This window comes from Aeromonas sp. HMWF015, from assembly GCF_963878965.1.
GTDB lineage: Bacteria > Pseudomonadota > Gammaproteobacteria > Enterobacterales > Aeromonadaceae > Aeromonas > Aeromonas veronii.
Window position 1 is genome coordinate 1252 of the sequence record NZ_CAWNZT010000131.1, and the last position, 12642, is coordinate 13893.

The window sequence follows — 12642 nt, forward strand, 5'->3', positions numbered from 1 at the left end:
CTTGGGATAGACAGCCATGAAGTAGATCCAGCGCTCCAGCAACAGGGCCCACATCATCAGGGTCAGGAAAAACAGGGCGACCAGTACATCGCCCCCCAATCCCAAAAACCGGCGGACCGACTCGACTTCTTCAATCAACCAGAACCACATGGGTGACTCCTTACGCTGCGGCTTTGGAGGCGTGCAGACGTTCCTGATAACGGGCGACGAAACCGGCGCTCTGCTCTTCCAGCACCTGGATCAGACGACGGCTCTGGGTTTGCACAATGGTGTAGAGGAACAGCATGGGCACCGCGACGACCAGACCCTGCATGGTGGTCACCAGCGCCTCGGAGATACCGCCCGCCATCAGCTTGGGATCGCCAGTACCGAACAATGTGATGGCCTGGAAGGTGGCGATCATCCCCACTACGGTACCGAGCAGGCCCAGCAGCGGTGCGACGGAGGCGATCAGCTTGATGATGCTGATACCCTTCTCGAACTTGGGCACGTTGCGCAGGATGATCTCGTCGAGCTTGGACTCCAGATCCTCGATGTTGTCACCGCGATGGCTCTGGTAGGCCCCCAGCATGTCACCAATGGGGTTGCCCTTGATGATCTGATCGGATTTCAGCTGCTTGCGCATGGACGAGCCGATCAGCGACAGCCGGATACCGCAGAAGATGGCCAGCAGGGTACCGAGCACGCCGAGCACCATGATGACGTAACCCACTTCACCACCCTGATCGATCCGCTCCTTGAGAGTCGGTGACTGCACCAGCAGGGAGAGGATCACGCCGCGAGACGGGTCGATAAAGATGGGTTTGACCCCGTCACCGCCCTGTTCAAACTCGGCGATCGGTTCCAGCACGCCCTTGTCAGGTTGACGGGAGAGCTGCTCGAATTTGCCGGTCTCCGGCACGAAGGTGAGGTACTTGCCTTCGGACACCGTGTTGAACTCACCGATCTGGGTGACGGTCTTCTCGGCCTGGTTGCCCTCGCCATAGACCACGGTCGCCGGGATCTGGCTGACCTTGCCACCGTCCACCATGCGGCTGAGGGTGGTGGTCCAGAACGCTTCCAGATCATCGCTGGAGGGGAGCTCTTTACTCTCGGCCAGACGGGTCAGCAGGGCGGATTGCTCCGGATGCTCGACCCGACGAGCGGAGGCGTTGAAGATCCCCTTGAACTCACCGGCGAACTGACGCAGCACACCAAACATCTCGCCCATGTTGCCGGAACGCTGGCGCAGGGTTTCGGTCAGTTCGGTCAGCTGCTTGTCGTTGGCATCAAAGGTCGCCTTGAGCTGCTCGCCCTTGGCGGTTTCGGCTGCCAGCTCGGCCTTGGCCTTGGCCAGCAGCGCCCCCTGCTCGTTCTTGTCAGCCAGGAAGCGGGCTTCCCGCTCCTTGTTGAGTTGGGATTCGCTCAGGCTGGAGGCCTTGACCTGATTCAGCAGCGCATTGAGATCCACCGGTTTTTCGGCGGCGGTCACCGGCAGGGTGACCAGGGTTGCTCCCGCAATCAGGGAGGCAATAGCAAGTTTGATTCCTTTCATGATGCTTTCTCCGCAGTTTGAACCGGCAGCTTGATCAGCGCGGGAGGCGCCTGCTTCTTGGCGATGCGAAGGCCCTGTTCAACCGCACTGCGATACTCCTGGGGCAACTCTTCCCACTGACGGGTCTTCTTGTTCCACATGCCGGTCTCATTGCCATCCGGGGACTGGTAAAGCAACGCGATGCGGCCAACGCGCAGGAACTCGTAGGTCTTCTCGCTGCCATCCTTGTCCAGGCTCGCCTTGTAGGATTCGATGGTGCGGCTGAAGCCCTCCTCGATCTGGTAAGCCTCCAGGATCTTGCGGTACTTCTCGGAGATGGTGACATCGGCCCGGTTCATCAGGTCGGTCAGGGCTGCTACGCGGTCCTCGCGCTCGACCTTCTGAAACGGCAGATCCAGCGCCACAAACTGCTCGAGGGAGTCGATCATCTTGAGCATCAGGGGCACCACTTCGGTGCTGGTCTGGTCAATCTGGGCGATCTGCTTTTGCATCGACGCCAGCTCGGTGGTCTGGGAATCGACCATCTTGCCTACCTGCTCGTTGTAGGTGCGCAGACTGTCGACCTGACGCAGAGCCGCCTTGTACTGGGCCAGCGCAGATTCGGCAGAGTCGGCATAGCTGTCGATCTTCTGCTGGGAAACTTTGGATGCATTATTGGTGGCGGCTTGAGCGTCCACGGCCTGACCGGCAGTGGCGGCACTCAGATTGAAGCTGGTCAACAAGGCGGCCGAAACCAGGCTGCCAAGGAGCGCTTTCTTCATTGTAATGGTCCTTGTCTTCATAGGATTACCCTATCTCCGTAACTTCCTTGGACGTTGGGCACAGCCGGCCCGACCGGGCCGGCTGAGGTTGTATATCAACGGGGTTGATTAGAACTTCTGGGTGTAGTCGATGTAGTAGACGCGACCGTCGATGCCGTAGAGGTATTCATCGTAAGTGAAACCATCGTTGGACAGGGAAGGCCCGCGGTTGAACATGTTCTTCACACCGGTCTGGATCTTGGCATTCCAGCTGGTATCGACCGCCACGTTCAGGTTCCAGATGGTGTTGGAAGCGATATGGCCCTCTTCCTTGTCATCCACATAGTCCTGGCTCTGGGAGTCGATATAGTTGGTGCTCAGGTAGGTATCCAGATTCCACAGCTGCGGGAAGTTGGCACCGATCCCGGAGTTGAAACGGAAGTCGGGTTTGCCATTCCAGCCCTTCTTGTCGACCATTGGGCCGCCAGCGAACAGACCTTCCTCATATTTCAGGATGTAAGTGCTGCCAAAGTCGTAACGCAGGGTGAAGGAGTTGAAGTCGTACTTGTAGTCCGCCTTGAAGTCGATACCACTGGTCTTGAGTTGCCCCAGGTTGACCATGCCGGCATAGACCATCTCGACATCACCGTTGGCGTCACGAATGACGTTCGGGTTGCTGCCGGTATTGAGCTCCTGATAGAACTGGGTCTGGGTGGTGGCCAGCTGGATCACGTCATCAATCTTGATGTAGTAGTAATCGAGCGACAGGTTCAGGTTGTCCAGCGGATTGTAAGCCGTACCGATAGTGAAGGTATTGGCCGTCTCTTCCTTCAGATTCTTGTTGGATTGACGGGTGGTCATGTACTGATCTTCGGAACAGTTGGCAATGCCATTGGCCTGGCAGTAGACATAGTCCTTGGCAAAGTCCGCTGACTGGGCATCCGCCGCATAGAGATCGTTCAGACCCGGCGCGCGGAAAGACTGGGACCAGGAGGTACGGAACATCAGCTGATCCAGCGGCTGGTAACGCAGGCTCGCTTTGGGCGAGAAGGCGCTGCCAAAGTCGCTGTACTTGTCGTAACGACCCGCAAGGTTCAGCTCGATCTGCTCGGTGATGGGGATCAGGCTCTCGATGTAGGTGGCAAACACATCGCGCACACCGCCACCGGAGTTGCCAGATGAACCCAGCACGTTGCCTGCTTCGGACTGGCTGTCATAGGTATCGGAGTAAACCCAATCGTTATACTCGGCCCCCAGATACCAGCTGACCGGGCCCGCTGGCAGTTCGCCCATCTCCCAACCTACACCGCCGTACCACTGGAAGAAGTCCATCTTGGAGTTGCGACTGGTGGTATAGGAAAGATCCTTGGTAGCCGCATCAGAGAAGCTGCCATTAACGAACTTGCCGGTATTGACCTGCGTTTCCACAGCGGGGGCCAGCACATACCCATTACCAGTACTCTGGTTATCTGTTTTGGAGTACATGTAACCGGCATTCCATTCCAGATCGCCTACTGCTTCGGTCGGCACCACCCCTTCAAAACCCAGGTTCAGGGTACCGGTCAAGTCAGTCACATCGTTATCACGGGGACCCACGTTGTTGAAGCGGTAGTAAACGGTCGCGGCCTTGGCGGTGCTGAAGTTGTTGGCGGACAGGACTGCAGCACTGTCGGGAGTGGAGCCATCCACGGTGAAGGCACCGGCAGCCGGGGCGAAACGACCAAAACTGGTGACGCGGGAACCAATCATCTGTGGCACGAAATCCACATTGTCGTTGATGTGGTAGCGACCATTCAGATAGACAGTATCGCGGGTACGAGAGGCTGTCTTGGCAGCGACCTGGGCAAAGTCGAAGCGGCAAGCCGTGCCCTTGGTGACGAAGCCGGTGCCGGTGCCTTCACAGTCAACCCCATTCAGAGTGCGGGTAACCGTCTTGCCGGTGGTGGCATCCACCCCTTTGATATTGCGGCCATAGAGACTCGGTGCAGTTGCCCCCTCTTTCGCCAGATAGTCGCGATCCTTGTAATAGATCTCGTCTTTCACATCGTGCTCGTAGACCATCATCAAGGAGCCTTTCTCACCCGAGATGCCGCTAACGATGGAACCACTCTGCTCGTCACCACCCTCTTCGGTCGGTGAACCGACGCGCCCCTGGAATGACAAACCTTCAAAACCCTCTTTGAGGATCACGTTGATAACGCCGCCGATGGCATCGGAACCATACAGGGCGGAGCCACCATCCAGGTTCACTTCCACCCGCTCAACCGCCGCCATGGGGATAGTGTTGAGGTTGATAGCGGTGCCGCCCATGGAGGGAGAACCGGCGATACGCTTGCCATTGAGCAGCACCAGCGTGCGATCTTCCCCAAGGCCACGCAGCCCCACGGTAGCTTGTGACTGGGCAGAGCTGCCGGAGGATGGGGAGAAACCACCAAAAGAGTTGTAGGAGGCCTGTTTCAGATAATCCGCCACAGTCTGCTGACCAGACTGTTCGATCTGAACCTTGCTGACGGAGACAACCGGAGTGGCCCCCTCAACTTCAACACGGGAGATACGGGAGCCAGTGACTTTGATTTTCTGCAGTTTTTCGACGTTCTGCCCTTCTTCGGCAGATACGGATGGGGCCGCCGCAAGGCTCGCCAAGGCGAACGCAATCGCAGCAGAGATTCTGCTCTTCCTAAGCATCGCTTATATCCTTCCTGGTTGTTTATTGTTTGCTTCCTGATACCGCCCTCTTTGGAGCGATGTGTAAGGCTTATCAATCTTTGACTAGCGACGTCAATGGAGCAGGGGTGTGGCGAGGTCAGGCGTAGAATAAGCGGAGTGTATTAATTTTGACCGGCATAATTAGTGAATAATTCTGCCAAAAACAACCAGCGCAATGTAAAAACATTGTTAAATAGCGTAAGTGGCGCTGAATTAAAATTTGATGAACTTATTAGTTAACGTGCTGTCAGTTTATATCTTATTTTGATTTATCGCCCTTAATAAGAATAAAACACTAACTTTATGAGGGTTGCACTTGGTCGTCCTCATAGGGATAACAGATAAAATCGTCGAGATGATATCGTTTTCCCTCAATTTCACAGACCAAACAAAATCATTTCAAATCAACAACTTAAAAACACAAAAAACTCAAACAAACAGCTGTTTATATTTTTTAAAATAATGTTGAGCAGTAGCGTTTTGTTTTGATTTTCACTTTTCAGATAAAAAACGTCATTTTTCGGTGCTTTTAGTCTCAGCGGGTCATTTGTCCCAGTTTTCCATTTCCTTGTACTTGATTTTTGTTGCAGAGCTTTTACAGTGGCCAAGCGGATTGTCTGCTATTTGGCAACCAATCCAGCGCGTAATGCCAGGAAGGACAGGCCCGTCACCGGATTTGACTGGCCGCAAAAAAGAACAACAAGGACGAGGTTCCACCATGCTGTCGTATTTCCTACGCCGGATGCTTTTGATCATTCCGACGTTTCTCGGTATCACCCTGCTCGTCTTCACCATCACCCGTTTCGTGCCGGGCGGACCGGTCGAACGCATGCTGCTGCAAGCCCAGGTTTCCCAGAATGAATCTGGCCGCTCCAGCGGCAGCAAGGGGGCGCAGGCCCTCTCCGATGAACAGATCGAGGAGCTCAAGGCCTTCTATGGTCTCGACAAGCCGATGCTGGTCGCCTATTGGGAGTGGCTGCAGAAGCTGGCGGTGCTGGATCTGGGCGAATCGACCCGCTACTACGAGCCGGTGTGGGATCTCATCAAGGAGCGGCTCCCCGTTACTGCCTTCTTCGGGCTGGCAACCTTTCTGCTGAGCTATGCGGTCTCCATCCCGCTGGGTGTGGCGAAGGCGCTCAGGCACAACAGCCGCTTCGACTCGTTAAGCTCCATGCTTATCTACATGGCTTATGCCCTGCCCGCCTACGTGGTGGGGATCTTCCTCATCACCGTCTTCGCCTTCCATCTGGAGTGGCTGCCGATGGGCGGTTTTCCGGGGGACGACTTTGAGTACATGGAGAGCAGTTGGGATCAGATCCGCACCGTCTTTGCCCATGCCCTGCTGCCGCTTATCGCCTACGCAATCGGCGATTTCGCCATCCTCACCATGACCATGAAAAACAGCCTGATGGAGAACCTGTCGGCCGATTATGTGCGTACCGCCGTGGCCAAGGGACTGCCGTTTCGCAAGGCAGTCACCGACCACGCCATGCGCAACAGCCTGATCCCCATCGCCAGCCACCTGGGGTCTGTGCTCACCGTTTTCTTTGGCGGCTCCTTCCTCATCGAAACCATCTTCAACATCGACGGCATCGGCCTGCTCGGTTACGAGGCGATCGTCGAGCGGGACTACCCCACCGTCATGGGCATTCTGGCCATCACCTCCATGCTCATGCTGATTGGCAATATCGTCTCCGATATCTGCGTTGCCCTTGTTGATCCCCGTGTGCGGTTTGGAGATTGACCATGAACCAGACCTCTATTGCCATGCCGATGCTGATATCACGCCATATCGTCTCCGATATCTGCGTTGCCCTCGTTGATCCCCGCGTGCGGTTTGGAGACTGACCATGAAGCTCAATCCGGTTACCTTGAAAAAACTCAAGCGCTTCAAGTCGATCAAGCGCGGTTACTACTCCTTCATCATCTTCACCACCCTGGTGCTGCTCTCCCTGTTGGCAGAGCTGCTGGTCAACAGCCGGGCACTGATAGTGAGCTATCAGGGCCAGCTGCACTTCCCCACCTATGGCGATGTGATCCCCGGTCAGCAGTTCGGGCTCGATTACGAATACGAGACCAACTACCGCCAGCTCAAGGCCAAATTTGCCGCAGAGGGCCGGGGCGACTGGGTACTGCTGCCGCCGGTACCCTGGAACCCCTACGAGCAGGATTTCAAGGAGGATGCCTACCCACCCTACGCCCCCAGCGCGGCCGAGCGCCACTTCCTCGGCACCGACACCAGCGGCCGCGACGTGCTGGCGCGACTGGTTTACGGCTTTCGCATCGCCATCGGCTTTGCCTTTATCGCGCTGGCGGCCAGTTACGCCATCGGAGTCACCATCGGCTGTCTGATGGGCTTTCTCGGCGGCCGCTTCGACCTCATCCTGCAACGCTTTATCGAGATCTGGTCCCAGGTGCCGTTTCTCTACGTCATCATGATCCTGGTGTCGCTGGCCAAGCCCAACTTCGGCCTGTTTGTCGCCATCAACGTGCTGTTCGGCTGGATGGGGATCACCTGGTATATGCGCACCCTCACCTACAAGGAGCGGGCACGGGACTATGTGATGGCGGCGCGGGCGCAAGGGGCGACCACCGGGCGGATCATCTTCAACCACATCCTGCCCAACACCCTGATGATGATCGTCACCCTGGCGCCGTTCGCCGTGGTGGGCAATATCTCCACCCTGACGGCGCTCGACTATCTTGGCTTCGGGCTGGCACCGCCGACCCCGAGCTGGGGGGAGCTGCTCTCCCAGGGCATCAACAATCTGGATGCCATCTGGATCGTCAGCTCGGTGGTGGCCGCGGTGAGTCTGGTGCTGATCATGGTCTCCTTTATCGGCGAGGCGATCCGCGAGGCGTTCGATCCGCGTAAATTTACCCGTTACCAATAAGCCAGCCGATGCCAGCGCATCGGCAGGCGCCGGATAACGAACAGTGATTAATGAAGGACGGGCCGCCGCCATCGGCGGTCCCGGGAGCAAGGGATAATCCCGTTATCAATCAAGACCCCCAGTGCAGGGGCCAGACCTGGAAGTCAAACATGAAAAATAAAATCAAATGGATAGGTGCTCTCTTTGTGCTGGTAAACGGATCCTGGGTCTGGGCGGCCAGCCTGCCCGCGGATCTCAAATGGGAGACCAATGACACGGATCCTGTGTTCGCCTCCCCCAAGGCGCTGTCGGGCGGCAGCCTCAATATGTTTGTGGATAGCTTTCCGCTGACGTTCCGCACCGTGGGGCCTGACTCCAACGGTTCGTTCCGCTCCTTTATTCTCGATAACCAGTTGCGACTCATCAGCTTCCACCCCAATACCGGCAACCCCATCCCCTCGCTCGCGACCCACTGGGCCATCGCGCCAGACAGCCAGACCGTCTACTTCAAGCTGGATCCGCGAGCCAAATGGTCGGATGGTAAGCCGGTCAATGCTGACGACTACACCTTCGGCTACGAGATGATGCGCTCCAAACACATCAAGGGACCCTGGTTCAACAACTACTACACCACTGAAGTGGTAGCGGTAGAGAAGATCGACGACCACACCATTATGGTCAAAGCGGGCAACCGCAAGGCCAAGATGGACCTGCTCAACACCACCGAGCTGTGGCCCCAGCCCAAGCACTACTACAAGCTGACCCCCAACTGGGTGAAGCAGTACAACTGGGCCGTGGTGCCCACCACAGGCCCCTACGTGATCAGCGACGTCAAGAAGGGCAAGTCGGTTACCTTCAGCAAGCAGAAGGATTGGTGGGCAAAAGACGATCGCTACAACCAGCACAGATTCAACATCGACACCATCAAGGTGCAGGTGATCCGCGACCACAACATCGCCTTCCGCCACTTCCTGAAAGGGGAGATCGATACCTTCGAGATGATCCTGCCCAACTGGTGGCATGAAAAAGCGGTCACCCCGGAGTACAAGAAAGGCTACGTGCAGAAGGTAATGGCCATGACCGATACCAAACAGGGCGGTCAGGGGGTGCACCTCAATGTGGCCAACCCCAAGCTGGCGGACGTAAACGTGCGCCTCGGCATCCAGCACGCCTTCAACATCGACAAGATGATCGAGACCGTGCTGCGCGGCGACTACGATAGAGCCTCCACCTTCGACTCGGGCTTTGGCGAATTCACCGATATAACGCTGCCGGAGCGGGCTTATGACATCGGCAAGGCGCGGGAGTACTTTGCCAAGGGCGGCTACAACAAGCCAGGGCCGGACGGCATCCTGCAAAATGAGAAGGGGGCGCGGCTGACGCTGGCACTCACCTACACCAGTCAGGAGCACTCCAAGCGACTGACTGTGCTGAAAGAAGAGGCCAAGAAAGCGGGTCTGGATCTGGAGCTTAACCTGGTGGATGGCGCCACCGGTTTCAAGGTGATGCTGGAGAAGAAACACGAAGCGGCCTGGCTCGGCTGGGGCGGCGGCGGTCTCTATCCGCAATATTGGGAGTTTTTCCACTCCGCCAACGCCAACAAGCCGCAGACCAACAACCTGTTCAACGTAGCGGACAAGGAGCTCGACGCGCTGATCGACGCCTACAACGTCGAATTCGACATGACCAAGCGGGCCAAGCTTTCCCAGCAGATCCAGCAGCGCATCTATGATCTCGCCATTTTCGTGCCCGGGGTGCAGCTCAACTATGTGCGGGCCAGCAGCTGGCGTTATGTGATGCTGCCGGAGGTACCTGCCACCAAGAACACACCGGACCTGCTCTACTGGCCGATGGATGGTTATCCTCACAGTAGTGGCGGTCTGCTCTGGCTCGATCCCAAGGTGAAGGAAGAGACCCGCAACGCCAAGGAGGCAGGGGAGGCGCTGGCGCCCATCAACCTGCTCGACAAGACCTATGCACGTCATTGATATTCAGGCCATTGCGAAGGGAGCAGCCGTTATGCCCAACACTCAGGCCCCCATTCTTGACGTACCGGATAACGGGGGGGAGTTCGCCGCTGATAACGGCCAGCACCAGGCCCCAATCCTCGAAGTACGCGATCTTGAGGTGGAGTTCGCCGTCGATGACGGCAAGATCAAGGTGCTCGACGGGGTCAGCTTCAAGGTGGCACCGGGCCAGACGCTGGGGATCGTCGGCGAGTCTGGCTGTGGCAAGAGTGTCACTTCACTCGCCATCATGGGGCTGCTGCCCAAGCCCCACGGTCAGGTGGTAGCCGGTTCTATCCGCTTTCAGGGGGAGGAGCTGCTGTCGCTTGCGCCGGATCAGATGTACAAGGTGCGCGGCAACCGCATCTCTATGATCTTTCAGGAGCCGATGACGGCCCTCAACCCGGTGCAGACGGTCGGTGAGCAGCTGATGGAGGTGTTTCGCCTTCATCGCCCCGAGTACGACAAGGCCCAGCGCAAAGCCGCGGCCATCGCCATGCTGCAGAAGGTGGGTATCCCGGAACCGGCTCAGCGCTTTGCGGTCTATCCCCACAACCTCTCCGGCGGTATGCGCCAACGGGTGATGATCGCCATGGCCCTCTCCTGCGAGCCAGACCTGCTTATCTGCGACGAGCCGACCACGGCGCTGGATGTCACCATTCAGGCCCAGATCCTCGAACTGATGAAAGAGCTGCAGGCCCAGACCGGGATGGCCATCATCTTTATCACCCATGATCTGGGGGTAGTAGCTGAGCTATGCGACGAAGTGGTGGTGATGTACGCCGGCCGCGCGGTAGAGCAGGCCGATGTGTTCGAGCTGTTTGACCATCCCCGTCACCCCTATACCCACGGCTTGATGAGCTCGATCCCGCGTCTCGAGGATGAGCCCAAGAGCCTGCTCAAGACCATCAAGGGACAGGTGCCAGCCCTGGACGAGATGCCCGCTGGCTGCCGCTTCTCCAACCGCTGCCCCCATGCGACCGATCTCTGCATCAGTACCATTCCGGCGGTGGAGCAGTTAAATCTGCGCCACCATGTCGCCTGTCACTACTGGAAGGAGTTGACCGTATGAGCACTCTGTTATCGGTCAGGGATCTGAAACAGCACTTCCGGCTGGGAGGCGGATTCCTGCGCAAGCAATATACGGTTCACGCGGTGGATGGCATCAGCTTCGACCTGAAACAGGGGGAGACGCTGGGGCTGGTGGGTGAGTCGGGCTGCGGCAAGTCCACCCTCGGGCGCAGCCTGCTCAAGCTGTTCGAGCCGACCGCGGGCACCATCACCTTCGAGGGGCGCGACATCACCGCCCTCAGCCCGAAGGAGATGCGATCCCTCCGCCAGGAGATGCAGATGGTGTTTCAGGATCCTGCAGAATCTCTCAACAGCCGCCACACCGTGGGCCAGATCCTGGAGGAGCCCTTTATCATCCACGGTAAAGGCAACACTGAGCAGCGGCGCGGCTGGGTGCAAGAGCTGCTGGCGAAAGTGGGCCTGCCGGGCAGCGCAGTGGATCGCTACCCCCACGAGTTTTCCGGCGGTCAGCGCCAGCGGATCGGCATCGCCCGCGCCATCGCCCTCAAGCCCAAGCTGCTGGTGTGCGACGAGGCGGTCTCGGCCCTCGATGTCTCGGTGCAGTCGCAGATCGTCAACCTGCTGCTCAGCCTACAGCGGGAGATGAACCTCTCCATCATCTTCATCGCCCACGATCTGTCGGTGGTCAAACACATCTCGGATCGCATCGCGGTGATGTATCTGGGACGGATCGTCGAACTGGCGGATGCCCAGTCGCTCTATCTGGCGCCGCGCCACCCTTACACCCAGGCGCTGATCTCTGCCATTCCGGTACCGGACCCACGCAGGCGCAGCCAGCGCATTCTGCTGACCGGCGATGTGCCCTCCCCCATCTCGCCGCCGAGCGGCTGCCACTTCCACCAGCGCTGCCCCCATGCGACCGAGTTGTGCAAAAGCAAGGTGCCCAAGCTTGAGGCGTGTGATGATGCCCATCATCAGGTGGCCTGCCACACCCCGCTCGCCGTCGGTGGTCACGCTATCAGCGGCAGCGCCATCAGTGGCAACGCCATGAGCGGCGACAGCAGGCTGGAGCAGGCAAGCTAGGCGCAGCGAACAAACCCCAGGGTAGAAACAGACGAGGCGGCCATCAGGCCGCCTCGTGCTATCGGGTCACTCTTGCAATATCGAGCCACTGCCGCAGCTTGTCAGGCAATCTGATAACGGCCCGGCTTGTGGTTGAGTGTCAACACCAGATTACAGATAACCGCCGCCACGATGGAGAGCGCCAGGATCCAGGGCTGCACCACGAAAAACGAGGCAACAACAATGGCGCAATCGAGCCCCATCTGCAGCTTGCCCGCCCGGATGCCAAAGCGATCCTGAATAAAGAGCGCCAGTATGTTGAAGCCCCCCAGACTCGACTTGTGGCGAAACATAATGAGCAGCCCCATACCAATCAGGGTACCGCCGATCAGCGCCGCATAGAGGGGCTCTATCTTGCCGATCTGCAATACACCGTTGAGGTGATCGGTCATGTAGGAGACTGCCGCCACCGAGACAAAGGTGTTGAAGGTAAAACGGGGCCCCATCCGCAGCCATGCCAGCGCATAGAAGGGCAGGTTGATGCCGAAAAACAGCAGGCCGAAGCTGATGCCGGTCACCTTTTGCAGCAGCAGCGCCAGCCCGGCAGTCCCGCCGGTGAGCAGGCCAACCTGATGAAACAGAAAGATGCCGAGGGAAACAAAGCCGGCCGCCGTCAGCAGGGCCAGCAC

9 protein-coding genes and 1 pseudogene are annotated in these 12642 nt (G+C 57.9%); 5 read left to right on the top strand and 5 right to left on the bottom strand.

The genetic code is table 11. The features are described 5' to 3' along the window. The 4 genes and pseudogenes from AACS18_RS23200 to AACS18_RS06645 all read right to left on the bottom strand — a co-directional run. A pseudogene (locus AACS18_RS23200) lies at nucleotides 1-150 on the bottom strand (MotA/TolQ/ExbB proton channel family protein); the annotation flags it as partial. Between the two features lie 10 nt (nucleotides 151-160). After that, complete coding sequence (locus AACS18_RS06635) at nucleotides 161-1534, bottom strand: MotA/TolQ/ExbB proton channel family protein (protein ID WP_108613973.1); 1374 nt, start codon at nucleotides 1532-1534, stop codon at nucleotides 161-163. Then, a complete protein-coding gene (locus AACS18_RS06640; protein WP_108613974.1) occupies nucleotides 1531-2295 on the bottom strand; it encodes a DUF3450 domain-containing protein in 765 nt (254 codons plus the stop codon). Before AACS18_RS06640 ends, AACS18_RS06635 begins: the two co-directional genes overlap by 4 nt. A 108-nt stretch (nucleotides 2296-2403) precedes the next feature. Next, nucleotides 2404-4959 carry a TonB-dependent receptor gene (locus tag AACS18_RS06645; protein WP_108613975.1) on the bottom strand — a complete coding sequence of 852 codons (2556 nt, stop codon included), beginning with the start codon at nucleotides 4957-4959 and terminating at the stop codon, nucleotides 2404-2406. A 739-nt stretch (nucleotides 4960-5698) separates the two neighbouring features. Between AACS18_RS06645 and AACS18_RS06650 the strand changes: the two genes are divergently transcribed. The 5 genes from AACS18_RS06650 to AACS18_RS06670 all read left to right on the top strand — a co-directional run bounded on the left by AACS18_RS06650 (nucleotide 5699) and on the right by AACS18_RS06670 (nucleotide 11974). Further along, nucleotides 5699-6724 (top strand): ABC transporter permease subunit, encoded by a 1026-nt coding sequence (locus AACS18_RS06650; RefSeq protein ID WP_031227629.1) that lies wholly within the window; start codon nucleotides 5699-5701, stop codon nucleotides 6722-6724. Between the two features lie 106 nt (nucleotides 6725-6830). Beyond that, nucleotides 6831-7874, top strand: coding sequence for an ABC transporter permease (locus AACS18_RS06655; protein ID WP_108613976.1), 1044 nt, complete (start codon nucleotides 6831-6833; stop codon nucleotides 7872-7874). A gap of 149 nt (nucleotides 7875-8023) precedes the next feature. Then, a complete protein-coding gene (locus tag AACS18_RS06660; protein WP_108613977.1) occupies nucleotides 8024-9841 on the top strand; it encodes an extracellular solute-binding protein in 1818 nt (605 codons plus the stop codon). A 31-nt stretch (nucleotides 9842-9872) separates the two neighbouring features. Beyond that, complete coding sequence (locus AACS18_RS06665) at nucleotides 9873-10931, top strand: ABC transporter ATP-binding protein (protein WP_108613978.1); 1059 nt, start codon at nucleotides 9873-9875, stop codon at nucleotides 10929-10931. Continuing rightward, nucleotides 10928-11974, top strand: a complete 1047-nt coding sequence (locus tag AACS18_RS06670; protein ID WP_108613979.1) for an ABC transporter ATP-binding protein — start codon at nucleotides 10928-10930, stop codon at nucleotides 11972-11974. The genes AACS18_RS06665 and AACS18_RS06670 overlap by 4 nt, the downstream gene beginning before the upstream one ends. Nucleotides 11975-12075: 101 nt before the next feature. On the opposite strand, the gene AACS18_RS06675 is transcribed toward AACS18_RS06670, so the two are convergent. Continuing rightward, on the bottom strand, nucleotides 12076-12642 hold a 567-nt coding region (locus AACS18_RS06675; protein WP_108613980.1), incomplete at its 5' end, for a YitT family protein.